This is a genomic window from Curtobacterium sp. MCLR17_042 (genome assembly GCF_003234695.1).
In the GTDB taxonomy this organism is placed as follows: domain Bacteria; phylum Actinomycetota; class Actinomycetes; order Actinomycetales; family Microbacteriaceae; genus Curtobacterium; species Curtobacterium flaccumfaciens.
The window spans coordinates 112,625-137,032 of the sequence record NZ_QKTD01000006.1; the positions used below are offsets into that span (position 1 = coordinate 112,625).

Here is a 24,408-nt window from a genome sequence, read left to right on the forward strand (position 1 = left end):
ACGCGACCACGGCCTGGAGGCGCGGTGCGGGCCCGACCCGCACCGCGCCTCCGCCCCGGCTCACGCAAGAACCGACCATCGGAACCCGCATGACCACAGCTCTCTACCTCACCAGGCGCGTCCTGCAGGCACTCGCGGTGATCCTCATCGTCACCGTCGTGGTGTTCTGCCTGCTGCACGCGCTGCCCGGCGGCCCCGCCCGCGGCGTGCTCGGCGTCTCCGCGACCCCCACGCAGATCGCCCAGTTCAACCAGGCGCAGGGGCTCGACCAGCCGCTGCCCGTGCAGTACCTGCGGTTCCTCGGTCGCCTGCTCACCGGCGACCTCGGCACCTCGTACACGCTCAACGAGCCGGTCTCGCAGCTCATCGCCGAGCGCCTGCCGAAGACCCTCGTGCTCACCGGCATCTCCGCGGTGCTCGGACTCGTCGTCGCGATCCCGGTCGGGATGCTCCAGGCGGCCCGCCGCAACGGTGCGGTCGACTACGCAGCCACCGCCCTCGCGTTCGTCTTCTACTCGACGCCCGCGTTCTTCCTCGGCCTCGTCCTGATCATCGTCTTCAGCCAGCAGCTGCCGTGGCTGCCGTCCCAGGCACCGAGCGGCACCACCCTGGCCGAGGTGTTCCAGGACCCCGCCGGACTCGTGCTGCCCGTGGTGACCGGAGCCCTCGCGATGATCGCGGTGTTCAGTCGGTACATGCGCGCCTCGACGCTCGAGAACCTGCAGGAGGACTACGTCCGCACGGCCCGTGCCGGCGGCGCCTCGACCGCGACGATCCTGCGACGGCACGTGTTCCGGAACTCGCTGACCCCGGTCGTCGCGATGCTCGGGTACTACCTGCCGGTGCTGTTCGGTGGCGCCCTGGTGACCGAGCAGCTGTTCAACTACCCCGGCATGGGGCTGCTGTTCTGGAACGCCGCACAGTCCTCCGACTACCCGACGCTGCTCGGCTGCGTGCTCGTCATCTCCATCGCGACCGTCATCGGCACCCTGCTCGCCGACGTCGCACAGTCCCTCATCGATCCCAGAGTGAAGGCGAGCCGCGCATGACCGCCGTCCAGATGGCCCCCGAAGCCCCGGGCGCCCCCGTCACCGTCGCGGCCACCGGGTTCCGGCTCGCCGCCCGCCGGTTCCGGAGCAACACCCTCGCCGTGATCGGCCTCGCCCTGATCGTCGTCATCGTGCTGTTCTGCTTCGTCGGCCCGTTCGTGTACCCGACCGACCAGACCCACACGCTGCTCGAGCAGGCCAACCAGGGCCCGAGCGCCGCGCACTGGCTCGGCACCGACGCCGTCGGCCACGACGTCCTCGGCCGCCTGATGTACGGCGGCAAGGTCTCCCTGATGGTGGGCATCGCCGCCGGGGTCCTGGCCACCGTCGTCGGCACGCTGTGGGGTTCCGTCGCCGGGTACGTCGGCGGCTGGGTCGACGCCCTGATGATGCGCGTCGTCGACGCCGGCATCGCGATCCCGGCCCTGTTCATCCTGCTCGTCATCTCGGCGATCACGAACCCCGGGGTCGGCGGCCTCATCGTCATCCTCGGCCTGGTGTCGTGGCTCGTGCCGTCCCGCCTGATCCGCGCCGAGACCCTGACGCTCAAGAACCGTGACTACGTCCTGACCCTGCGCGCGATCGGTGGCTCGCACGCCCGCGCGATCGGCAAGCACCTGCTGCCGAACTCGGTGTCGACGATCGTCGTCGCGGCGACGTTCCAGGTCGCCGACGCGATCCTGCTGGTCGCCTACGTCTCGTACCTCGGGCTCGGCGTGCAGCCGCCCGCGACGGACTGGGGTGGCATGCTCTCGGCGGGTCTCACCGCCGCCTACTCCGGACGCTGGTGGCTCATCGTGCCGCCGGGTCTGGCCGTGATCCTGGTCGTCTGCGCGTTCAACGCGGTGGGCGACGGACTGCGGGACGCCTTCGACGTGCGGGGCCGCTGATGACCAACGAACCGATCCTGCGGACGACCGACCTCGGCGTCTCCTTCAGCACCGAGTCCGGCACCGTCGACGCCGTGCGCGGGGTGTCCCTGTCGGTCGCCCCCGGCGAGACCCTCGCCCTGGTCGGCGAGTCCGGCTCCGGCAAGTCCACCGTCGCCCTCGCCGCGATGGGTCTGCTCTCCGGCAACGCGACGGCCTCGGGCAGCGCCGTCGTCGCCGGGCACGAGGTCGTCGGGGCAGCCGAGCCCGAACTCCGGGCACTGCGCGGCTCGACCGTCTCGATGGTCTTCCAGGAGCCCGCGACCGCCCTCGACCCGCTCACCCGCGTCGGTGCCCAGATCGCCGAGGTGATCCGGAACCACCGTGACGTCTCCGCGTCCGCCGCCGCGGCCGAGGCCGTCGACCTGCTCCGTCGCGTCGGCATCCCCGACCCCGAGTCACGTACCCGGTCGTTCCCGTTCCAGCTGTCGGGCGGGCAGCGCCAGCGCGTGGTCATCGCGATGGCGATCGCGAACGCCCCGAAGCTCCTCATCGCGGACGAGCCGACCACGGCCCTCGACGTGACCGTGCAGGCCGAGATCCTCGAGCTCCTCCGCGCGCTCGCCGTCGAGACCGGTACCGGCGTGCTGCTCGTCACGCACAACATGGGGGTCGTCGCGGACTTCGCCGACCGGGTCGCGGTCATGCTCCAGGGCGAGATCGTCGAGACCGGCGGGGTCGAGGACGTCCTGCTCCGCCCCGAGCACGAGTACACCAAGCGGTTGCTCGCCGCGGTGCCGCGGCTCGACGTGGCGGGCGATCGTCCGCCGGCTCCCGTCACCGACGCGGAGACCGAGCCGGCCGGGAGGCCCGGTGCGGCCCCGGTGGTCGACCTGCGGGACGTCTCGGTGACGTTCGGGCGCGGGGCGCGCGCCGTCCACGCGCTTGCGGGCATCGACATCGCGGTGCACGCCGGCGAGACCGTCGGCCTGGTCGGCGAGTCCGGCTCCGGCAAGTCGACCGCGGCCCGCGTGGCGCTCGGGCTCATCAAGCCGACGTCCGGCACGGTGTCGCTGTTCGGGCAGGACCTGCGGACCGCGAAGGGCCGTGACCGCCGGGCACTCCGCTCCGGCATCGGCGTCGTGCTGCAGGACCCGGTGGCGTCCCTCGACGCCCGGATGTCGGTGGCCGAGTGCATCGCGGAGCCCCTCGCCGTGCACCGTCGCGGGATGTCCTCGGCCGATCGTCGTCGTCGCATCGACGAGGTGCTCGACGCCGTCCGGCTGCCGCGGACCCTGGCGTCCCGTGCCCCGCGCGAGCTCTCCGGCGGGCAGCGCCAGCGGGTCTCGCTCGCCCGGGCGCTGGTGCTCGAACCGCGGTTGCTCGTCGCCGACGAACCCACCTCGGCGCTCGACGTCAGCGTGCAGGAGACCGTGCTCGAGGTCCTCGGCGAGCTGCAGGACGACCTCGGCTTCGCGTGCCTGTTCGTCTCGCACGACCTGGCCGTCGTGCAGCACTTCGCCGAGCGCGTCGTCGTGATGCGCCAGGGCGTCGTCGAGGAACAGGGCACCACCGGCACGACGCTGCTGCACCCCACCACCGACTACACCCGTCGCCTGCTCGCCGCGGTACCGGTGCCCGACCCCGTGCTGCAACGGCAGCGTCGGACGGAGCGCCTGGCCTCTCTCGCGGCGGTGACCGCGTGACCCGGGTCCTGGCCGGGGTCGACGTCGGCGGCACCAACACGAAGGTCGTCCTGACCACGCCCGACCTCGAGGTCATCGACCGCCTCGACCTGCCGACGCCCGCCCACGCGGGTGGGGCGGCGATCGTGACGGCCGCACTCGGGGCCGTGACGGGTCTGCTCGAGACGCACCGGGCCTCCTTGGCGGGTGTCGGGGTGGGCGCGGCCGGCGTCGTCGACCGGACCACGGGGACCGTCCTGGTCACCGGCAACTCGTTCACCGGGTGGGCCGGGTACGGCGTGACCCGGGCGGTGACGGACGCCCTCGGCGTCCCCGCGACCCTGGACAACGACGTGAACGCGTTCCTGCTCGGCGAGATCGCCACCGGTGCGGTCGTGGGGGAGTCCGACGTGCTCGGGATGACCCTCGGCACCGGCGTCGGCGGCGCGCTCGTGCTCGACGGACGGCTCTTCGCCGGCCCGCGCGGAGCCGCCGGCGAGATCGGCCACGTCCCCGGCTTCGGCGATGCCCGGTGCACCTGCGGGCAGACCGGGCACCTGGAGACCATCGCGGGCGCACGCGGCATCGCCGACCGCTACGCCGAACGCTCGGGGCGGATGCTCTCGGCACGGGACGTCGCCGTCGCCGCACGCGGTGGGGACGCCGACGCGGCCGCCGTCTTCGCCACCGCGGGGTGGGGCCTGGCGCGTGCCGCACTGCTGACCGCGGGGATCCTCGACGTCACCACCGTCCTGATCGGCGGCGGGATCGCTCGGTCCTGGGACCTGCTCGAACCGGCCATCTCGGCGGCGATCGCCGCGGAACCGCCGGTCAGCGGGGCGACGATCCGGCTCGCGCAGTCGACGCTCGGGTCCGACGCCGTGGCACTCGGCGCAGCGGCGCAGGTGCGGGCGCGCGTCCTGGAGCCAGAGACCGCGTAGCGGGGGAGCGCCCGGTCAGGGCACCCAGACGACGATGCCGCGCAGGTCGTGGAGCACGGCGGCGAGGCCGGCGCGCAGGCCGCGGGCCGCGCGGTCCTCGGTGAAGGTCTCCGGGTCGTAGTGGCTCGACGGCCCGAGGCCCTCGCCGCGGAACCCACCGCCCGTCCAGTCCGCCGCCGTGACGTTCGACGTCGGCTCCGCGATCTCGGCACCGACGACCAGGAACTGCTGGTGGAGCGCGGTCGGCGAGACGGCCGCGAGCGGGTCGACCATGTGGTTGCCGACGGTGATGACCAGGTCGGGCTCGGCGTCGACGGCGCGCAGGACCGCGGCGATCCGGTCGTCGGGGCCCTTCGCCGAGACCGGGGTGACGGTGACGTCCTCGTCCGCGGCCCACGACTCGACGGCGTCGAGCAGGGTCCGGGTCGGAGCGTCGGCGGCGTCACCCGCGTCGGAGAGCAGCACGACGTCGTAGCCGGCGGGGGCGTGCACCCCGGACCACGAACCGGGCTCGGGGTGGATGGTGGCCTCGGGTGCCGGCGGCTGGTCGGGGTCGGAGAACCCGGTGCCCAGGACCCCGGCCGAGGCGTGCGCCGACGCGGTCGCCGTCGGGCCGGTGCCGGTGCCGCCGGTGGGGCCGTTCCACGCCCCGGAGCAGCCGGCCAGCAGAGCGGTGCCGGCCGCGGCGAGGGCGACGGCGGTCAACAGGGAGGTCGGCCGGGTGGCGGGGCGGATCACGGCACCATGCAAGCACGCCCGACGGCCGCTCCGGGCCGGTCCGGGGACCTGTCCGACCGCCGTCCCGCTGCTGGTCACCGGTTGTTCACCTGCCGGTCGTCTGCGGGCCGGATCGTCTGCGCGTGCCCTCCGGAACCACCGCCGCGCTCCTGCGCGCCCGCCCTGCCCGCTCCCTCCCCCTGTTCGCGCTCGTCGCACGCGTCGTCGCCGCGCTCGTGCTGCTCGGGGTGGTCGTGATCGGCGTGCTCGGGGGAGCCGCACCGGCGTCGGCGCACGGCTTCAGCTCGGTGGTCTACGCCGACGTCACGTCCACGAAGCCGACGGTGGTGCAGGCGAAGCTCGGGCTCGAGTACGACCTGATGCTCGTCTCGGTGGCCACGAGCGAGCACGACGACGCGCTGCACGAGCAGGGGCAGCAGGCCTGGGACGACGGTGACTTCCCCGGCATGGTCTCGGCTGCCGAGGCGCACACCGACGCGATCGGGAAGTACGTGTTCGACCGGTTCCGGGTGACCGGAGCCGGCGGGCAGGCCTGCACGGGCACGCTCGACGACACCGTCACCGTCGACCTGCAGGACGAGGTGCCGTACGCCCACGTGACCGCGGACTTCACCTGCCCGGAACCGTCGGAGACGCAGTCCGGGCACGTGGTGTCGTCGGAGCTCTTCCCCGACGACGAGACCTTCGTGCGCGACACCAAGACGATCGTCACCTACGACGTGGACGACCGGACGGGTTCGGCCACCCTCGACGCCTCGCAGCGCACGTTCTCGACCGAGCAGTCCGCGGGTGAGCGCTTCTGGGAGTTCTTCCGGCTCGGCGCCGAGCACCTGCTCACCGGGATCGACCACATCCTGTTCCTCGTGGCGCTCATCGCCGGTTCGCGTCGTCTGCGCGAGGTCGTCTACACGGCGTCCGCGTTCACGATCGCCCACTCGATCACGTTCATCCTCGCCGCCCTCGGTGTGGTCAGCCCGCCCGCGATCGTCGTCGAGCCGCTCATCGCCCTGTCGATCGCCGCGGTCGCCGGCTGGTACCTGTGGCGGCTCTGGCGTCGTCGGTCGCGGGCCGACGAACTGGTGGTCGGCGAGCACGGACACTTCTCGCTCGACCGCGCCGGGTGGACCCGCCTGGCCGTCGTCTTCGCCTTCGGGCTCATCCACGGGCTCGGGTTCGCCGGGGCCCTCGGCATCCACGAGGCGTTCTCGTGGCAGCTGCTCGTTTCGCTCCTCATCTTCAACGTCGGCATCGAGGCCGTGCAGCTCGCGATCATCGTCATCGTCTTCCCGCCGCTCTCGCTGCTGCGGCGGAAGGCGCACCGGGTGTCGCTCTGGGTGACGGGCGCCGTGACCGCCGGCGTGTTCGTGATGGGGATGATCTGGTTCGTCGAGCGGCTCGCGGCGGGCTGACGCTCGCCACGGACCTGCTGACGAGTCGCGTTCGTTCCTGAACGGCGACGAACCGTCACTCAGCGTTTACCAAGACGTTTTGCAGTGCATGCAGAGTCTTCCGTGCTGCACCATCCCACGTCTGAGAAACGGACCAACATGAGTCTCCTGTCCGGCGCCACTACCCGGCGCAGAACCACCACCCTCCGCGTCTGCGGAGCCGTCCTCGGGGCCGCGCTCATCGCCGGTGCCTCGATGGTCGGCACGAACGCCGCCACCGCTGCGACGAACACCCCCACCACCAACATCTCGACCGGTGGCCCGATCCACATCCTGCTCGGCGTCGGCGCGACCGAGAGCCAGCGCATCGCCTCGTGGTACTTCCCCACGAACGTCGCGCAGTCGCTCGAGATCCAGAAGACCGCGTCCATGACGGACGGCGTCTTCACGGACGCCAAGGAGACGGTCGCCGCCTCGGAGGCAGCGAACACCGCAGCCGACTCGAGCGCGACCGACTCGAACACCAAGAGCATCCCGGGCATCGCCGCCGAGTCGGGCTACATCAACGCGCACGCGACGATCTCGGCCCTCGAGCCGAACACGTCGTACACGTACCACGTCGGTGCGGCGGACGGCTCGGCCTGGTCCGCGTCGTACACCTTCACCACGAAGAGCTTCTCCGGCGACTTCGACTTCCTGTTCTTCGGTGACCCGCAGATCGGTTCGTCCGGCTTCACCGACGACGACGGCGCCGGCTGGGCGGACACGCTCAAGTACGCCACGTCGACCGAGCCGGACGCCGAGCTCCTGGTCTCCGGTGGCGACCAGGTCGAGCACGCCAACAACGAGTACGAGTGGGGTGCGTTCGCGGACAGCAGCGACGTGCTGAAGCGCTACCCGTGGGCCTCGACCATCGGCAACCACGACGTGGGCGGCAAGGCCTACGAGCAGCACAACCAGGTGCCGAACTCCCTCAAGGTGCCGGACTTCTACCCGGGCGGCAACACGACCGCGAACTCGGGTGGCGACTACTGGTACATGTACAAGGGCGTCCTGTTCATCGACATCAACTCGAACGCCTACGCGGCCGGTTCGGACGCTGCCCACGTGAACTACGTGCGCGACGTCATCAACCGCTACGGCGACGACGCGAAGTGGACGACGCTGGTCTACCACCACTCGATCTACTCGCCGGCCGACCACGCGAACGACCGTGACAACCAGCAGCGCCGGTTCGACTTCACGCGGTCGTTCTCGGACATGGGTGTCGACCTGGTCCTGCAGGGCCACGACCACTCCTACTCGCGCAGCTACGCGATCAAGAACGGCAAGAAGGCCAACGTCAACGAGCAGCCCGCTGCTCCCGAGGTCTTCTCCGGCCCCGGCGGCGTCATCTACATGACGGCGAACTCGGCCTCCGGCTCGAAGTACTACGACCTCACCACGCCGGACGCCACACAGAGCGGCTACGGCGCGGACCCGCTGGACCCCAAGGGTGAGCGTCACTGGGCCAACTCGGTCGAGAACCAGGAGCACGTCCGCACCTTCGTGAAGGTCTCGGTCACCGACGACAAGCTCGCCGTCGAGAACATCCGCGCCAGCGACTGCACCACGCTCAACTCGGCGGTGCAGCACGGCAAGGTCGACAGCTGCGGCGTGACGCTCCAGCCGACGGCCACGGCCGACCCGGCTGCGATCGGTTCGACGGTCGACAAGTTCAACCTGCACGCCACGCTGCCGACGACGACCACCACGCTCACCGCGTCGGCCGCCGAGCAGACCTACGGCACCGCCAAGCCGGCCACGGTCACCGCGACCATCACCGGTGGCATCGGTACCCAGCAGGGCACCGTGACGTTCAAGGACGGCAGCAAGGTCCTCGGCACCGCCCCGGTCAAGGACGGCGCGGCGAGCGTGACGCTGCCGAAGACGCTCGCCATCGGCAAGCACGCGGTCACGGCCTCGTTCGTCAACGCGGACCCGGTGTACTCGGGAACGAACTCGAAGACGGCGAAGGCCATGACGGTCACCGTCGAGAAGGCCCCGTCCCGCACCGCCATCAAGTACAGCGGCGGCAAGGCGACCGTCCAGGTGAAGGCCACCGGCTTCAGCGTCGACGGCACCGCCCGGATCTACCAGGGCTCGAAGCGCCTCGCCACCGTCACGGTGGAGAACGGCGTGGTCACGTCGAAGCTCCCGCTGAAGAAGGGCACGCACAACCTGCACGCCGTCTTCGCGGGGACCTCGGAGCTCACCACGAGCACCAGCCCGACCATCAAGGTCGTCATCAAGTAGCACCCGGCACCAGCAAGGGCCCCGCGATCCCGATCGCGGGGCCCTTCGCCGTGTGTCCGGGGGTGGGCGACCGGTCCTACCCGGGACCGGCGCCGCACCGGCTGACGGGAGACCCGAACTCCCTACCCGTCCGCTGGTGAGAGCGGCCGGTCAACCTGTGGTGAGCATGCGCTCACATGCCGGGATCGCCTAGGCAGCCAGGCCAACTGCCAGGCTTTGAGCGAATGTTCAGACATTGCTAGGTAATCGCTGTGGAGAAGCGCATACTTCGAGCCACCGAGAATGCGCGCTCGTCGCCGACGTCACCCCGCCTCTCCTTGCAGGAAGCGGTCGGACCGTGCAGGCTCGCCATCTCAGACGCAGTTCCCTCCTGGTCGTGTCGGCGGCTGCCGTCGCCGCGCTGGTCACCCTCGGGACCGGTGGCGGAGCATCCGCCGCGACGGTCATCGACGGTCCGGTCAACCTCGGCACCGCATCGACCTACGGCGTCCTCGGCGCGAGCGCGGTCACGAACACCGGCCCCTCCGTGATCAACGGCGACCTCGGGTTGTCACCGGGCACGTCCATCACCGGCTTCGGCGGCGCACCGAACGGCGTCGTCAACGGCACCACGCACCAGACCGACGCCGCGGCCGCACAGGCCCAGCGCGACACCACCACCGCGTACAACGTCGCCGCGTCGCTCTCCCCGACCCAGACCGGTCTCACTGAGCTGAACGGCCTCTCGCTCTCACCCGGCGTGTACTCCGGCGGCGCCCTCGCCCTGGCCAACAACGGTGCGCTGACCCTCGCCGGCAGCGCGAACTCCGTGTGGGTGTTCCAGGCCGCGTCGACCCTGACCATCGGGTCCGCCAGCCAGATCGTGATCACCGGCGGCGCCAGCTCGTGCAACGTGTTCTGGCAGGTCGGCAGCTCCGCCACCGTCGGCACCGGCGCCCAGTTCCAGGGCACCGTCCTGGCGCAGCAGTCCGTGACCGCCACCACCGGCGCGACCGTGCAGGGCCGCCTGCTGGCCCGCACCGGCGCCGTGACCCTCGACACGAACACGATCACGGCCTCCAACGGCTGCCCCGCACCGGGCACGCCGTCCGAGTCGCCGACCATCACCTCGGGCACCCCGTCCGACGGCACCGTGGACGTGCCCTACTCGTCCACCGTCACCGCGACCGGCACCCCGAACCCGACCTTCACCGCCACGGGTCTGCCCGACGGCCTGACGATCGACAGCACCACCGGCGTCATCTCCGGCACCCCGACCACCCCGGGCACCTCGACCGTGACGATCACCGCGTCGAACGGCACCAGCCCGGACGACACCCAGACGGTCACCATCACGGTCCGTGCCCCGGCACCGGCGCCCACCGCGACACCCACCCCGACGGCACCCGCAGTGGTGCCCACCGCCACCCCGAGCGGCCCCGCAGGCGCCGGCGGCGGCGGTGGCGGCGGAACCGACCAGCCCACCGGTGAGCTCGCGTTCACCGGCTCGGACCCGACCGTCCCGCTGAGCATCGCCGCGGCACTGCTCGCCGCGGGTGCCACGCTCATGGTCCTGCGTCGTCGTCGCCGCACCGTCGGCCGCATCTGATCGACCCGCACGATCGACGGCCCCGCGACCCTGGTCGCGGGGCCGTCTGCGTGCCGTCGGGCACCCGGCCGTCGCACCCGTGAGGACCCTCAGGGACTGAGCCGCCACCTCATCCTCCAGGACGATCCGCGGCGAGCAGCGCGCTCCCTACTGTTGGCGACGGAGCGTGCGGTGGCGCATGCCCGTCGCACCAGGGGAGATCCGACGTGAACCGTTCGCCGAGACGCCGTTCCACCATCGCGCTGCAGATCGCGTGTTCGACACTCATCGCCGGGGCGCTCGCCGTCTCCGGCACGATCGCGGCGTTGCCGGCCACGGCCGCGCCGGGCGACGGGTCCACCGCCGCGACGGGGACGACCACGATCACGACCCCGGGCACGCCCGTCGCGCAGGGTGACGACTGGACGGTCACGCCGACCGACGGCGGGTACACCGTCGTCCTGACCCTCGCCGACCCCTTGCCGCTCCGTGCGGCGGCCCCCGTCCTGCTCGTGGACGGCACCGACATCGGCGTCGCGCAGACGAGCCTCGACCAGCGGCAGCTGACGGTCACCACGACAGACCCCGCGGTCGCCGACGCCCGCAGCGTCGAGCTCGGCTGGACGGGCGAGACCGACCTGCAGGGCAACCGGCAGGCCGCCACCGCGCCGCAGACGGTCGCGCCGAGCGAAGCCCCGGCACCCCTGACCGACGACCCGGCCGCCGCAGGCCAGTACGCGGTCACCCGGGCCGACTACGACCTGGGCAACGAAGCCGAGACGATCAAGGGCTTCGGGCGCAAGGGCGAGATGCGTGCCGCCGTCTTCGTGCCGAAGGACGCCCCGGGCAAGCGCCCGGTCGTGGTGTTCCTGCACGGCCGCCACGAGGCCTGCTACGGCGGCACGTACAACCCGAAGGCGTGGCCGTGCGGGAAGGGACAGACCGACATCCCGAGCTACCTCGGCTACAACGCAGCGGCGACCGCGCTGGCGAGCCACGGCAACGTCGTCGTGTCGATCTCCGCGAACGCGATCAACGCCCTCGACGGCAGCTACTCGGACGACGGCGGAGCGGTGGCCCGCGGGCAGCTCGTCCTCGACCACCTCAGCCTGCTGCAGCGCGCGGACGCCGGACAGGAGCCCCGGCTCTCGCCGCTGCTCACCGGCAAGCTCGACCTGCAGGACGTCGGCCTCATGGGCCACTCGCGCGGCGGTGACGGCGTGGTCCGCGCGGCCCTGCTCAACACGCAGCGCACGAACCCCTTCGGCATCCGTGCCGTCCTGCCCCTGGCGCCGACCGACTTCGGGCGCATGACCCTGCCGGACACCAACACGGCGGTCGTCCTGCCGTACTGCGACGGCGACGTGTCCGACCTGCAGGGACAGCACTTCTACGACGACTCCCGCACCGCCTTCGGGGACGACGTGCTGCGCTCCTCGGTGCTGGTGATGGGTGCGAACCACAACTTCTTCAACACGACGTGGACGCCCGGCAAGTACGCGAAGGCGTCGTCGGACGACTGGTACGACGAGTCCGACGCGGTCTGCGGGGCGAAGGCGAAGCACACCACGCGGCTGTCGTCCGACCAGCAGTACGCCGTCGGCACGAGCCTGATCAGTGGCTTCTTCCGCCTGACGCTCGACCGTGAGCAGCAGTTCCTGCCGATGTTCGACGGCACCAACCGCCAGCCCGCCGCCCTGGGCACGGCCGACATCCGGGTGAGCGCCTCCCAGCCCGGCGCGAGCCGCCGTGACCTCGCCCTGTTCGACACCGCGAACCCGGCGATCACCACGACCGGTGCCCTGACGGCGAAGACCTGCGCGAGCACCGACAACCTGCCCGCGAAGCAGATCCTGCCGGCGTGCGTCTCGATCTCGTCCAACGCCCCGGACTACACACCGGCCTACCTGGCGTCGTCGGTGCCGGCCACCCCCGCCCTGCACGTCTCGCCCACCAAGGCGGCGACCGGCGGCCAGGTGCACGTCCCGGTGGCTCCGGCGGCCGGTGACTTCACCGGGTTCCAGGCGCTGTCGCTCCGCCTCACCCCGGACGACACCGCGACGACGAACGCGAACGTCTCGATCACCCTCCACGACGCGACCGGTGCCGTGGCGACCCGACGACTGTCCGACACCAGCCGTGCCGGACAGCTGCTCCCCGGTACCCGGACGGCCCCGCGCAAGACGATCCTGCAGCAGGCGCGCATCCCCCTCGACGCGTTCACCGGCATCGACCTGACGTCGGTGCGCGAGGTGACCATCGACGTCCCGCAGAAGAACAGCGGGGTCCTGCTGAGCGACCTGTCGGTCGTGCCGGCCGCGACCCTCGGCACCCCGGTGGTCACGAAGCGTCCCGCCGCACGCATCGCGGACCGGTTCGTCGACGAGGGCCGCACGCGCACGGTGGTCCGGGCAGCGGTCGTGCTCTCCCGACCGGCCGAGCAGGCCACGACGGTGTCCTTCGACCTCGACCAGGCGTACGACGGGCGCATCCGCCCGGCGGTGCAGCCCGTCACGTTCCAGCCCGGCGAGGTCTGCCGCACGGTCGCGGTCTCGGTGAACGGTGACCGCACCCCGTCGTTCTCGCGGACGTCGGACTACGCGATGACCCTCAGCAACACCCAGGGCGGTTCGGTGATCGGTGACTCGGTCGGCACGATGCGCATCCGCGAGGACGACGGCGTGCGCAGCGTGAACGGACGGCCGACCGCGTCCGCTCCGGCGGTCGGGACCCCGGGTGACGCGTGTGCCGAGGCGCAGGCGTCCAGCACGGCCATCGCCGTGACGCCGACGAGCAGCCGGAAGGGTGCCAAGGTCGCGATCTCGGCGACGGGGTTCCGTGCCGGCGAGTCGGTCACCGTCAGCATCGACGGTGGTCGGGCCACCCGCACGACTGCCAACGCCGCCGGCAAGGTCCGCCTGAAGATCACGAAGACCGTGGCGGCGCTGGCACCGGGCACGCACGTGGTGCACGCTCGTGGCTACGGCTCGGACCAGCGGGCCCGGGGTACCTTCACGACGACGAAGTAGTCGTGCGCGGTCCCGAGCGAACCCTCAGGACGCTCCGGCCCCGATGAGGTCGGCGAGCGGGACGTCGTCGCGCGCCACGGCGGCGGCGACCTGGCTCAGCGAGCGCTGGTGGGCGCGGGCGTAGCGACGGATCATGCCGAACGCCTCCTCGACGTCGACCCCGGCCGCACGTGCGAGGTACCCCTTGGCCTGCTCGATGGCGACCCGGCTGTCGAGGGCGCGCTGGAGCTGCTCCGCGGTGAGGGTCGCGTGCTCGAGGGTCCGTTGCTGCAACAGGCTGATGGTCGCGACGTCGGCGAGGGCCTGCGCGGCTCGGGCATCGGCACCGTTCAGCGCCCCCTCGGTCTCGCGGAACAGGTTCAGCGACCCGACGGTGGTGTCCCGCAGCCGGAGCGGGATGGCGTGGACGCCCGCGTACCCGCGCGCCCTGGATGCCTCGGCGAACCGGGGCCAGTGCTGCCGCAGGTCGTCGGCGTTCTCCGAGGTGACCAACCGGCCGGTGGTCACGGCGGTGATGCAGGGCCCCTCGCCGGCGTTGAGCTGGAGCAGACCGATGAAGCTGCTGCGCTCGCTCGTGGAGGCGACGACCCGCAGCTCGTCGTGCTTGTCGAGCAGGTGGATGGCACCCGCGGCGGCGTCGAACAGCTCGACGGCCCGGTCGACCAGCGTCTGCAGGACGTCGACCACGTCGTAGTCCGCCACCAGGCTGTCGGTGAGGGTCACGAACGTCTCGACCAGTCGTGCTTCGCGTACCTCGGTCATGTGGGGAACGGTCCTTCCGTCGAGCAGGCGGGACAACCGTAGCCGAGCAGCGGACACGCGGACCTGTGGCTTGCACCGAGGAGCGCGGCGGCTCTAGCGTTGGACCAGCAGCCCCAGACCCCGGCCGCCGGAACGATCCTCCATTCCGATGACGACCAGGGAATCCATGACCACGCAGCACGCCGGTACCAGCCCGCAGCGGGAGACCAGCTCGAAACCCCTCACCGGCGGCTACCGGAAGACCGGCTCCCCGGCCGGGCCGCGGACCGGCGGCACCTCGTCCTACTCCGCGCTGTTGGCGCAGGTGAAGGAAGCCGGGCTGCTCGAGCGCCGTCGGGGGTTCTACTGGGCGCTGTTCTCCGCGCTCGTCGTGGCGACGGCCGCGTGCTGGGTCGCGTTCGCGTTCCTGGGTGACTCGTGGTTCCAGCTGATCGTGGCCGGTGCGCTGGGTGTGCTGTTCACGCAGTTCGCGTTCCTGTCGCACGAGGCCGCGCACCGTCAGGTGTTCGCGTCCCAGAAGTGGAACGACCGTGCTGGCCGCTGGGTCGGGACGTTCCTGGTGGGCCTGAGCTACTCGTGGTGGATGAACAAGCACACGCGTCACCACGGCAACCCGAACACCGTCGGCAAGGACCCGGACATCGCGCCGGACGTGATCCGGTTCCTGCCCGAGGACGCCGCCGCCGTCAAGAACGGGCCGCTCCGGGTGTTCGTGCAGTACCAGGGCTGGTTGTTCTTCCCGTTGCTCACGCTCGAGGGCATCAACCTGCACCGGGCCGCCGTCATGTCGGTGCTCCGCGGGACGGGTGGGCGCAGTGACGTCCGGGGGCGGGTCCTCGAGGGCATCCTGCTGGTTGCGCGGTTCGCGATCTACCTGACGGTGGTGTTCTGGTTCCTGCCGTTCGGGATGGCGTGTGCGTTCCTCGGCGTGCAGCTGGCCGTGTTCGGCGTGATGATGGGTGCCTCGTTCGCCCCGAACCACAAGGGCATGCCGACCATCGCACACGACGCGAAGGTCGACTTCTTCTCCCGCCAGGTGCGCACCTCGCGCAACATCCGTGGCGGCTGGTGGGTGTCGTTCCTGATGGGTGGCCTGAACTACCAGGTCGAGCACCACCTGTTCCCGTCGATGCCGCGTCCGGCGCTGAAGCAGGCTCGCCTGCTCGTCCGTGACCACTGCGACACCCTCGACGTGCCGTACACCGAGACCACGCTGCTGCGCTCGTACGGGATCGTCGTCCGGTACCTCAACCGCGTCGGCCTCGGCGCCCGCGACCCCTTCGTCTGCCCGATGGTGTCCGAGCTCCGGATCCACTGACCACCACCCCCGTGCCGAACCTCCCGAACGAACCCCAGCAGCTCCGAGCCGCCGTGGTCGTGAACCCGACCAAGATCGACCAGGCCCGCCTCCGAGCGGTGCTCGGCGCCGAGGAGCGCGCACATGGATGGGCCGAGTCGCTCTGGTTCGAGACGAGCGCTCAAGACGACGGACGGGCGGCTGCCCGGGCCGCGCGCGACGCCCGCCCGAGCGTCGTCCTCGTCGCCGGGGGTGACGGCACGCTCCGGGTCGTCGCCGCGGAACTCCGCGGCACCGGGATCCCGGTGGCGCTCCTCCCCAGCGGCACCGGCAACCTGTTCGCGCGGAACCTCGGGCTGCCCCTCGGCGACCTGGTGCGGTCCGTCCGAGCGGACTTCAGCGGGACGGACCGCCCGATCGACGTCGGGTTGGCCGACCTGACCGACCCGGCGGGCACCACGACGTCGCACGCGTTCCTGGTGATGACCGGCATCGGGCTCGATGCGAGCATGGCCGCGGACACGAACGCGTGGGTGAAGAAGCGGTTCGGATGGGTCGCCTACTCGGATCCCATCGCCCGGTCCGTGATCGGCAACCGGCAGATCCCGGTGCACTACGGGATCGACGACGGCCCGCTCCGCAGCATGAGCGCGCACACGATCATCGTCGGGAACTGCGGCACCCTGACCGCGGGCATCCTGCTGCTGCCCGCGGCGCGACCGGACGACGGCATCCTCGACGCCGTGGCGTTCCGGCCCGCCGGCTGGTTCGGGTGGACCAAGGTCGGCTACGCCCTGACGCTCAACCGCTTCTTCGCGCGCACCCGGTTCGGGCGACTCCTCGCTCGCGTGTTGCCGACCTCACGCGCGCTCCGGTACACCCGGGCACGGACGCTGCGGCTGACCGTCGACACGCCGGAGCGGGTGCAGCTCGACGGCGACGCGTTCGGCGAGGTGGTCGCGGTGACGCTCACCACCGACCACCACGGCCTGGTCCTCCGGACGGAGCCGGACGGGCCGCGGACCCGACGGGCCTAGCCGGTGCTGCCGAGGTCGGCGCCCCGGTGCACGACGTCCTCCGCCATGGCCCGGATCCCGCGGCCCGCACCGGCAGCAGCACGTCGCAGGACCTGGAACGCCTCGTCCATGCGGATGCCCCGTCGGTACGCGAGTGCACCCTTGGCCTGTTCGAGGAGTTCCCGGGCCTCGAGCGCGTCCTCGACCTGCTCCTCGATCGTGGTCGACACCCCGCGGTCGCGCTGTCGGACCAGGGCAGCCGAAGCCGCGTCGGCGAGCAGCTGGAGCAGCACGACGTCCTGGTCGCTGTGCCCGCGGGTGTTGTCGGCGAAGACGCACAGCGAGCCGATGGTCCGGTCCCGCAGGCGGATCGGCTCGGCGAACGTGCCGTGCAGCCCGTTTTCGCGCATCGTCGCCGCGAACGTCGGCCACTCCGACTCGCGCGTCGACACGTCGGGCACGTCGATCGTCTCGCCGGTCCGGTAGCAGTCGAGACACGAGCCCTCGTTCGTCCCGAGCTGCGCTTCCTCGGCCTCGCTGCTGCGCTCGCTCGTCGAGGCGACGACCTGCAGCACGCCGGACCGGTCCGCGAGCACGACCCCGGCCTCCGTCGCCGAGGTCCCCTCCACGCACGCTGCGATGACCCGGTCCATGGCGTCGAGCACCTCGAGGTCAGGGTCCAGAGCCGGCACCAACCGATCCGGCAGGTTGATCGCGTCACTGGTCGTCATGCTTCGACGCTACGACCAGACCGATGGCGCACGGCTCAGCCAGTTCGCGTAGCGGACGACCGTCAGCAAGTCCGCGACGGCCCTTCCGGGAGCAGCGTCCGTCGAAGTGCGGACTGGTGCGACCCCTGGTCAGGGGGTCAGGATGACGCATCAGTTGCACAGAGCAACTGACAGGTGCTTCACCGACAGAGGAGTCGTCATGAAGAAGTCCATCGCCGCCGCGTTCGCCGCGGTCGCCGTCATCACCGCCGGCGTGTTCGCCGCTTCGCCCGCGTCCGCGCTGCCCGTCAGCACGAAGGTCGTCGGCGGCGAGAAGGCCCCCACCACCTCGTGGGCGGTGCAGCTCGAAGCCTCCGGCGGGAGCATCCCCTCGGGCTACGTCAGCAACTGCACCGGCGAGCAGCTCAACGCCTCGTGGATCCTCACCGCCCGGCACTGCATCGACGGCATCGGTGCGATGAACGTCTACCACTCGAACTCCACCGTCAACCGCGGCACGGCCGTCGCCGTCGACCGCGTCAGTGCCTCGCCGGCGGGTGACATCGCGCTCGTGCACCTGCGGACCGCCTACTCGCTGTCCACCTACGCACCCCTCGACCTCACCGCGACCGCCAAGTCGAGCGGCACCGGCACCATCCAGGGCTACGGCCTGCGTGCGAACGCGACCCAGTCCGACGGCCTGTACCAGGCCACCGTCTCGCTCACCGGCGCGAGCACCGACGCCTTCAGCGGTCGTGCCCAGCACCTCACCGGCGTGACCGGCGCCTCGAACCACGGCGACTCGGGCGGCCCGCTGCTCGTCAACGGCAAGGTCGTCGCCGTCTGCTCCACCGGCGACAGCGCCGACCCCGGCGCGAACACCAAGGCCGGCTCGAACTACGCCCTGCTGTCGCAGGCCTCGTCCTGGATCCGGACCACGGCCGGCGTCTGAACTACCTGACGGACTGGAGGCGCGGTGTCAGCTGGCACCGCGCCTCCAGTCCGTCCCCGCCCGTCTCCAGAACCGGGGTCGCCTGCTCGGCGTCCGTCACCCACCAGCTGAGCGCCCGTGCGGGCGCTGCGACGACAGTGGGGCCATGAGCCAGTACGAGAAGCGCGATCCGAACACCCTCTACCCGGCACCGCCGTACCCGAAGCAGGAGCAGTCGCTGCCGGGTGCCGCGTGGAAGATGGACCCGAAGCCCGACCACGGCGAGGAAAGCTACGTCGGTCTCGGACGGCTGAAGGGGTACCGCGGCATCGTCACCGGTGCCGACTCCGGCATCGGCCGTGCCGCGGCCATCGCACTGTCGCGCGAAGGTGCGGACCTGGTGCTCTCGTACCTGCCGGACGAGCAGGAGGACGCGGAACAGGTCCGCGACCTGCTCGAGTCCGAGGGCCGTCGCGCCGTGCTGTTCCCCGGGGACATCTCCGACGAGCAGTACTGCACCGACCTGGTGCAGAAGGGCGTCGACGAGTTCGGCGGCCTCGACACCCTGGTCATGGTCGCGGGGCGCATGGAGAGCAACGAGGACATCCTCACGCTCGACACCTCGATGTTCGACTCCACCTTCAAGACCAACATCTACTCGCTGTTCTGGCTGACCAAGGCTGCGGTGCCGCACCTCGAGCCCGGGTCGACCATCGTGACGACCGGCTCGATCCAGGCATCCACGCCCTCGCCGGACAAGATCGACTACGCCGTGTCGAAGGGCGCGATCAAGCTCTTCACCGAGGCCGTCGCGCAGCAGCTCGCGCCGAAGGGCATCCGTGTGAACTCCGTCGCGCCGGGGCCGGTGTGGACGCCGCTGCAGCCGGGTTCCGACGATGCCGAGACGGTGTCGCACTTCGGTGAGAGCTCGCCGTTCGGCCGTCCCGGTCAGCCCGCCGAGCTCGGTGCCGCCTACGTGCACCTGGTCAGCCCGGAGTCGAGCTACCAGTCCGGGTCGACGATCACGATCGCTGGCGGGACGCCGGCGTTCTGATCTGGCGTTCTGAGGTTCTGAGGTTCTGGGTTTCGCGTTCTTGCGTTCGAGGAAGGGGACTACGTGTCCGGAGTGACGCACACCGTGCTGGTCGAGTGGGACGGGGAGGACCGGTCGTCCGAGGCCACGGCCTTGTCGCACGAGCACCTGCCACGGGTCGAGGGGGTCGAGTCGGTGCAGTCCGGCACGAGCGTGAGCACCGAGGGGCTGGAGGGCGGGTTCCACTGGATGCTCGTCATCCGGTTCCGCGATCGTGCCGCGCTCGCCGGGTACCTGCCGCACCCGGAGCACCGGCCGGTGGCCGAGTTCATCGGTGCGGCGAGTGCGCGGGTCGTCGTGTTCGACGTCGAGGACGCCGACTGATCGCTGCGTCGGAAGCTGTGTAACGCTCTGGTTGCGATGGCGGACGAGGGGTTCCGTTCCTCGTGGAGGCTCGACGTACGGTGGATCGGCCATCGCAACGGCGCGGGGGTCATCGGCCGGCGCTGCGGCTCTCCGGAGCCCGCGCCGGTCGGGTCCCCGCCTGCGGGCGGGGACCGTTCGACATCCGCCGACGGAGGGAAACAGACGATGCCCGGCAACCCGAACCCGTTCGTCCACGACGGCGCGAAGATCCTGCTCGGCGAGGCGGGAGCGGCGCACTGCGACGAATGCGGTGATGCCGTCCGGCTCGACCCGCGGATCGGCAGCTGGAGGACCGTGCAGCAACCCGGCCCCCAGCTCCCACCGGATCGGCAGGGGCGCAGTGCGGCGGGGGCCGCGTGAACGGCACCGCCCGGACCGCCGGGGTGGCCCTCGGGCTCATCGCAGCGATGGCGCTGACCGCCTGTTCCGGCTCACCGGCCGCGACGCCGACCCGGACCGTGACGGCGACTGCGACCGCGACCCCGGAGGCGCCGGCTGACCCCGACACTCCGACCCCCGCTGCGACCCCGACCGCGACCGATACGGCCTTCAGCCTGTCGGACCCCGCGACGTGGACCATCTCGACCCAGGAGGTCGGACCGATCGCCCTCGGTGGTCCGGTGCAGGGCGAGATCGACGACCTGGCAGCCGCCTACACCCGGAGTACGGATGCGTGTCCGGCCAGCCCGGAGACGACCTTCTGGGAGCGGTCCGACACCCCCGGCCTCATCGTCATCCCCCGCGACGGCAAGGTCGCCGGGGTGACCATCGGTGGGGTGGGGTCGGACCCGGTGACGACGAACTCGCCCGAGACCGACGCCGGGATCGGCATCGGAGCGCCCCTGACCGAGGTGCGCTCCGCGTACCCGGACCTGCAGTACACCGGCACCTACGGTGAGGACCAGGGGCCGTACTCGATGTGGAGCGTGCAGGCCGACGGGCGCTACATGACGTTCCAGCTGGGGACGGACGGCACCACCGTGGGGGCGATCTGGGTGGGGTCGGTCGCGATGTTGCCGTACGAGTACTGCGCCTGACGCTGCGCTACCTGCTGACGGGTTCGGCTCCGAGCACACCGAGCAGGGCCAGGGCGTCGGCGTCGGGTGAACCGACCGGGGCCGTGTAGAGCACCAGGTGCTGGTCGCGGTCGGTGAGCACGAGGCTGTCGCAGTCGACCGTGACCGACCCGACGGACGGGTGCCGGAAGGTCTTGGTGAGCACGGGCGTCATCTGCACGTCGTGCTGGTCCCAGAGCCGCCCGAACTCACTGTCGCCCGCTCTGAGTTCCGCGATCAGGTCGCCCACGGCGGGGTCGTCCGGGTATCGGGTCCGGGCTGCTCGGAGCTGCATGACGACGTGACGCCGGAACTCGGCGCCGTCGGAGATCCCGTAGGGCGGCGGAGTCTCCGGGCCGGGGTGTGCGGGGAACGCCCGCCGGGCCAGGTTCCGCTCGGCCGGGTCGAGCACCGAGAAGTCCTCCATGAGCGCTGCGGCGAGGGGGTTCCACGCGAGCACGTCGAAGGTGGCGGACAGGACGATCGCAGCGGTCTGCGGCAGCCGGTCCACGAGTGCGAGGATGCTCGGCCGGACATCGCGGCGCACCCGGCCCAGCTGCAGTGCGGCCGTGCCGGCCAGTGCGTGCAGGTGGTCGGACTCCGCCGAGGTGAGCAGGAGCGCCCCGGCGATGCCCGCGAGGACCTCGGCGGAGGGTCGGGGTGCGCGACCCTGCTCGAGCCGGACGTAGTACTCGGTGGAGATGTGGGCGAGGACCGCTACTTCCTCACGACGGAGCCCGGGCGTCCGACGTCGTGGTCCCGACGGCAACCCGACGTCCTCGGGGCGCAGGCGTTCGCGTCGAGAGCGGAGGAACGCGGCGAGTTCCGGCTTGTCCATGGCACGAGTCTCCACCGGTTCGGCGCCCGGATCCTGGTACCGCTCGTACCTGTATCCGGTCGGTCGTCCGGCGTGACGCTGATCCAATGAACAACGACACCACCACCAGTCCCATCGGCCTCCTGTCCGACAAGGTCGTCCTCATCACCGGCGCGAGCCGCGGCATCGGTGCGGCGGCCGCCCGACTCTTCGCTCGGGAGGGCGCTCGGGTCGTCCTGGCCGCCCGCAGCACCGACGCACTCGACACCGTCGTCGCCGACGTCCGAGCGGCCGGGGGCACGGCCGATGCCGTCGCACTCGACCTCGCCAACTCCGCCAGCATCCGTGCAGCGGTGGCCCGCGTCGACGAGCTGCACGGTCGGCTCGACGGGGCCTTCAACAACGGCGCGACCATCCAGCAGCCCGGGCCGCTCGACACCACCACCGACGAGGACATCGACACCCAGTTCGCGGTGAACTTCCGCGGACACTGGGTGGCGATGAACGCCGAAGCCGAACTGATGCGTCGCAGCGCGGGTGGCGCCATCGTCAACACCTCGAGCATCGGCAGCCGCCGCGCCAACCCGGCGCTGCCCGCCTACGGTGCGATGAAGCGTGCGCTGAACAGCATCACCGAGACCGCGGCCGTCACCTGGGCTCCGGCGCACATCCGGGTGAACGGCATCACCCCCGGCGGCACCGCGACCGAGATGATCGACGCGTGGGAGGCAGCGACGCCGGGCATCGTCGACCAGATCAACGCCACGGTGCCGCTCGGTCGGATGGCCGAGCCCGAGGAGGTCGCCGAGGTTGCCGCGTGGCTGCTCAGCGATCGCGCGTCGATGGTCACCGGGGCGATCGTCCCCGTGGACGGCGGCGCCGGAGCCTGACGCCGAACGGTCCGGGCGTCCCTGGCAGGATGACGGGCATGGCCAGCGCAGTCCGTCTCATCCGGTCCGACGTCCTGAGCGATGCGGCGCAGTACGCGTACGCGTCCACCGTGCCGGCCGGGACGCGGCTCGTGTTCCTCGCCGGGGCCTGCCCGCTCGCCGCGGACGGGTCGACCGTCGCGGTCGGCGACTACGCGGGCCAGGCTGCCCGGTGCATCGAGACGATGCAGGAGGCGCTGCGTGCCGCAGGTGCGTCCATCGAGGACGTCGTGAGCACCCGGGTGCTCGTGGCGTCCTCGCGGCAGGCCGACCTCGTCACCGCATGGCAGGTGGTGCGCGATGCCTTCGGCGCGCACGACGTGCCGAGCACCCTGCTCGGGGTCACGGTGCTCGGCTACGACGACCAGCTGGTCGAGATCGAAGCCGTCGCGGCCGTCGCCGACGATCAGCCCACGTGATGACGCGAGGTGTCGAGGTTCCCGCGCTCGCGCGCCTCGCGCACGCTCGCCTCAGAAGCCCGGACCCGCTTTGACCAGGGCGATGCCGACACCGACGAGCGCGAGGACGAGGCCGGCCACGAACGTCCGCGGGGACGGGTTCTCCCCGCGGAGTCTGGCCACGACGGGCCCGAGGAGGGCGAGCCGGACCACGAGGTACGCGATCGCGATGATCTCCGCCGCGAGTCCGGACGTGCCGGTCAGCCATGCGTAGGCGAGGACGGCAGCCGGCAGGAAACCGGAGGTGAGGATGGGCAGCGAATCTCGCAGCTCGGCGCGGACGGTCTCCCCGGTGAGGCGGTGGTCGCTCCGCGCACGTCGGCCGACCGATTCGGCGAAGGTGTGTGCGAGGAAGGTCGAGAACGCGGTGGCGAGGACGTACCAGAGCCCCCGACCGCTCTCGGCGGTGTCCGGGAGCATCGGTGCGATCGTGCCGAGGATCACGATGTTGCCGTACACGAACGCGGTGATGCGGCTCGAGGCGTCCTCACGCGACAGGCGCTGCCGGCCCACGGAAGTCCTCTCGTGCGGGCTCAGTAGTACTCACCCTGCCGGTAGTCCCAGCTCGTGAACGTGTCCGCGAGCAGCCCCATGATCCGGTCGACGTCGAGCCCCTTGCGGATCAGCGTCGGTGCGGGGACGACCGATCGGCGTCCGTCCTGCAGCGGGATCAGGGCTCCGGTGCTGTCGACCATCGACACCATGACTCCCTGCTCGTAGCGGGTCTCGGCACTCTGCTCCGGCTGGATGGACGCGACGTAGTCGTCCGCCTCGACGATCACGTCGGCGCGCTCGGCGATGCGCTCGCCGATGCCGTCCACCACGCCACGGTTGCCGGTGCCCGACGGGTTGGCCGAGCTCGCGAAGGCGAACTTGCCGTGCTCGGTCCAGAGCTCGCGGGCGGCGAGCTCACCGGGGACGCCGAACTTGATGACGAAGCAGGACGTCCCGCGGGTGTCCATCATGAGTTCGTCGGAGCCGTCCGCCGGCAGTGCCGCTCGACCCTCGTCGCTCCAGGGCAGGATGCACCCGAGCAGGACGTCCTCGTCCCAGCACCGCTGGTACAGGGCGTCGATCTCGGGGGTGAGCTGCGCGATGCTCCGGAGCATCTCGAGCGAGCTCACGAGCACGACGCCCGGCTTGTTGCGGTTGCGTTCCTTCGCGTCGAACTTGCGCTCCAGACCCGCGCGGTCCGAGGTCATCAGGATGTAGCCGACCTTGGTGGGGACCACCGCCAGCCCGCCGTCGTGCAGCAGGGCGTCCACCGCACTGCGCGGCACGCCACCGTCCCAGTGCACCCGGTTCATGCTGACCTGCGTGTCGTCGTTCATGCCCGTCCTCGTCCCGCTCTGGAATCAGACGATCGTCTGACAGCGGGAGCCTATGGACGGCGTCCGAGCCGGACAAGGGCGA

23 protein-coding genes are annotated in these 24,408 nt (G+C 71.3%); 17 read left to right on the forward strand and 6 right to left on the reverse strand.

The genetic code is table 11. From position 1 onward, the window contains the following. The first annotated feature begins 89 nt into the window (after window positions 1–89). Genes DEJ02_RS08195 through DEJ02_RS08210 form a run of 4 tightly spaced genes read left to right on the forward strand, consistent with a single transcriptional unit; the run spans window position 90 to window position 4,544 of the window. On the forward strand, window positions 90–1,049 hold the full coding sequence (locus tag DEJ02_RS08195; RefSeq protein ID WP_027467218.1) for an ABC transporter permease: 960 nt from the start codon (window positions 90–92) through the stop codon (window positions 1,047–1,049). After that, window positions 1,046–1,939: an ABC transporter permease gene (locus tag DEJ02_RS08200; RefSeq protein ID WP_111024068.1), complete on the forward strand. Its 894-nt coding sequence runs from the start codon at window positions 1,046–1,048 to the stop codon at window positions 1,937–1,939. The genes DEJ02_RS08195 and DEJ02_RS08200 overlap by 4 nt, the downstream gene beginning before the upstream one ends. Then, entirely contained in the window at window positions 1,939–3,624 is a 1,686-nt protein-coding gene (locus DEJ02_RS08205) for an ABC transporter ATP-binding protein (protein WP_111032622.1), read from the forward strand. Before DEJ02_RS08200 ends, DEJ02_RS08205 begins: the two co-directional genes overlap by 1 nt. Beyond that, entirely contained in the window at window positions 3,621–4,544 is a 924-nt protein-coding gene (locus DEJ02_RS08210) for an ROK family protein (RefSeq protein ID WP_071404784.1), read from the forward strand. Before DEJ02_RS08205 ends, DEJ02_RS08210 begins: the two co-directional genes overlap by 4 nt. Window positions 4,545–4,559: 15 nt before the next feature. Here DEJ02_RS08210 and DEJ02_RS08215 read toward each other — a convergent pair whose 3' ends face one another. Further along, window positions 4,560–5,282, reverse strand: a complete 723-nt coding sequence (locus tag DEJ02_RS08215) for a hypothetical protein (RefSeq protein ID WP_111032623.1) — start codon at window positions 5,280–5,282, stop codon at window positions 4,560–4,562. 122 nt (window positions 5,283–5,404) lie between these two features. Between DEJ02_RS08215 and DEJ02_RS08220 the strand changes: the two genes are divergently transcribed. From DEJ02_RS08220 to DEJ02_RS08235, 4 genes are all read left to right on the forward strand, one after another. After that, window positions 5,405–6,691, forward strand: coding sequence for a HupE/UreJ family protein (locus DEJ02_RS08220; RefSeq protein ID WP_220038372.1), 1,287 nt, complete (start codon window positions 5,405–5,407; stop codon window positions 6,689–6,691). A gap of 138 nt (window positions 6,692–6,829) precedes the next feature. After that, window positions 6,830–8,965, forward strand: coding sequence for an Ig-like domain repeat protein (locus tag DEJ02_RS08225; RefSeq protein WP_111032624.1), 2,136 nt, complete (start codon window positions 6,830–6,832; stop codon window positions 8,963–8,965). 376 nt (window positions 8,966–9,341) lie between these two features. Then, on the forward strand, window positions 9,342–10,553 hold the full coding sequence (locus tag DEJ02_RS08230) for an ice-binding family protein (RefSeq protein ID WP_181440305.1): 1,212 nt from the start codon (window positions 9,342–9,344) through the stop codon (window positions 10,551–10,553). Between the two features lie 206 nt (window positions 10,554–10,759). Continuing rightward, complete coding sequence (locus DEJ02_RS08235) at window positions 10,760–13,561, forward strand: hypothetical protein (protein ID WP_111032626.1); 2,802 nt, start codon at window positions 10,760–10,762, stop codon at window positions 13,559–13,561. Window positions 13,562–13,585: 24 nt separating this feature from the next. Here DEJ02_RS08235 and DEJ02_RS08240 read toward each other — a convergent pair whose 3' ends face one another. After that, window positions 13,586–14,323, reverse strand: coding sequence for a GAF and ANTAR domain-containing protein (locus DEJ02_RS08240; protein WP_111032627.1), 738 nt, complete (start codon window positions 14,321–14,323; stop codon window positions 13,586–13,588). A gap of 166 nt (window positions 14,324–14,489) precedes the next feature. Between DEJ02_RS08240 and DEJ02_RS08245 the strand changes: the two genes are divergently transcribed. Together DEJ02_RS08245 and DEJ02_RS08250 are read left to right on the forward strand one after the other, a co-directional pair. Continuing rightward, window positions 14,490–15,641: an acyl-CoA desaturase gene (locus DEJ02_RS08245; RefSeq protein ID WP_111032628.1), complete on the forward strand. Its 1,152-nt coding sequence runs from the start codon at window positions 14,490–14,492 to the stop codon at window positions 15,639–15,641. Window positions 15,642–15,652: 11 nt separating this feature from the next. Beyond that, window positions 15,653–16,657 (forward strand): diacylglycerol kinase family protein, encoded by a 1,005-nt coding sequence (locus DEJ02_RS08250; protein WP_111032629.1) that lies wholly within the window; start codon window positions 15,653–15,655, stop codon window positions 16,655–16,657. Here DEJ02_RS08250 and DEJ02_RS08255 read toward each other — a convergent pair. Further along, the gene (locus tag DEJ02_RS08255) at window positions 16,654–17,367 is read right to left on the reverse strand and encodes a GAF and ANTAR domain-containing protein (RefSeq protein WP_111032630.1); all 714 of its coding nucleotides are present in this window, start codon (window positions 17,365–17,367) and stop codon (window positions 16,654–16,656) included. The two genes, DEJ02_RS08250 and DEJ02_RS08255, sit on opposite strands and share 4 nt — an antisense overlap. Window positions 17,368–17,566: 199 nt before the next feature. On the opposite strand from DEJ02_RS08255, the gene DEJ02_RS08260 reads away from it, so the two are divergent. The 5 genes from DEJ02_RS08260 to DEJ02_RS08280 all read left to right on the forward strand — a co-directional run bounded on the left by DEJ02_RS08260 (window position 17,567) and on the right by DEJ02_RS08280 (window position 20,773). After that, complete coding sequence (locus DEJ02_RS08260) at window positions 17,567–18,298, forward strand: trypsin-like serine protease (RefSeq protein WP_084740785.1); 732 nt, start codon at window positions 17,567–17,569, stop codon at window positions 18,296–18,298. A gap of 145 nt (window positions 18,299–18,443) precedes the next feature. After that, window positions 18,444–19,331, forward strand: a complete 888-nt coding sequence (locus tag DEJ02_RS08265; RefSeq protein WP_110858568.1) for an SDR family oxidoreductase — start codon at window positions 18,444–18,446, stop codon at window positions 19,329–19,331. A gap of 63 nt (window positions 19,332–19,394) precedes the next feature. Then, a complete protein-coding gene (locus DEJ02_RS08270; RefSeq protein ID WP_111032631.1) occupies window positions 19,395–19,694 on the forward strand; it encodes a Dabb family protein in 300 nt (99 codons plus the stop codon). Window positions 19,695–19,901: 207 nt separating this feature from the next. Continuing rightward, window positions 19,902–20,096: a hypothetical protein gene (locus DEJ02_RS08275; RefSeq protein WP_111032632.1), complete on the forward strand. Its 195-nt coding sequence runs from the start codon at window positions 19,902–19,904 to the stop codon at window positions 20,094–20,096. Beyond that, window positions 20,093–20,773: a hypothetical protein gene (locus tag DEJ02_RS08280; RefSeq protein ID WP_111032633.1), complete on the forward strand. Its 681-nt coding sequence runs from the start codon at window positions 20,093–20,095 to the stop codon at window positions 20,771–20,773. Before DEJ02_RS08275 ends, DEJ02_RS08280 begins: the two co-directional genes overlap by 4 nt. A 7-nt stretch (window positions 20,774–20,780) precedes the next feature. Here the strand turns inward: DEJ02_RS08280 and DEJ02_RS08285 are convergent, their stop codons facing one another. Next, entirely contained in the window at window positions 20,781–21,629 is an 849-nt protein-coding gene (locus tag DEJ02_RS08285) for a helix-turn-helix transcriptional regulator (protein ID WP_111032634.1), read from the reverse strand. A gap of 86 nt (window positions 21,630–21,715) precedes the next feature. On the opposite strand from DEJ02_RS08285, the gene DEJ02_RS08290 reads away from it, so the two are divergent. Beyond that, window positions 21,716–22,498 (forward strand): SDR family NAD(P)-dependent oxidoreductase, encoded by a 783-nt coding sequence (locus tag DEJ02_RS08290; protein WP_111032635.1) that lies wholly within the window; start codon window positions 21,716–21,718, stop codon window positions 22,496–22,498. Window positions 22,499–22,536: 38 nt separating this feature from the next. Next, on the forward strand, window positions 22,537–22,956 hold the full coding sequence (locus tag DEJ02_RS08295) for a Rid family hydrolase (protein ID WP_111032636.1): 420 nt from the start codon (window positions 22,537–22,539) through the stop codon (window positions 22,954–22,956). 51 nt (window positions 22,957–23,007) lie between these two features. Here DEJ02_RS08295 and DEJ02_RS08300 read toward each other — a convergent pair whose 3' ends face one another. Both DEJ02_RS08300 and DEJ02_RS08305 read right to left on the reverse strand, forming a co-directional pair. Then, a complete protein-coding gene (locus tag DEJ02_RS08300; protein WP_258378693.1) occupies window positions 23,008–23,508 on the reverse strand; it encodes a hypothetical protein in 501 nt (166 codons plus the stop codon). 20 nt (window positions 23,509–23,528) lie between these two features. Then, entirely contained in the window at window positions 23,529–24,326 is a 798-nt protein-coding gene (locus tag DEJ02_RS08305; RefSeq protein ID WP_111032637.1) for an L-threonylcarbamoyladenylate synthase, read from the reverse strand. Between the last annotated feature and the right edge of the window lie 82 nt (window positions 24,327–24,408).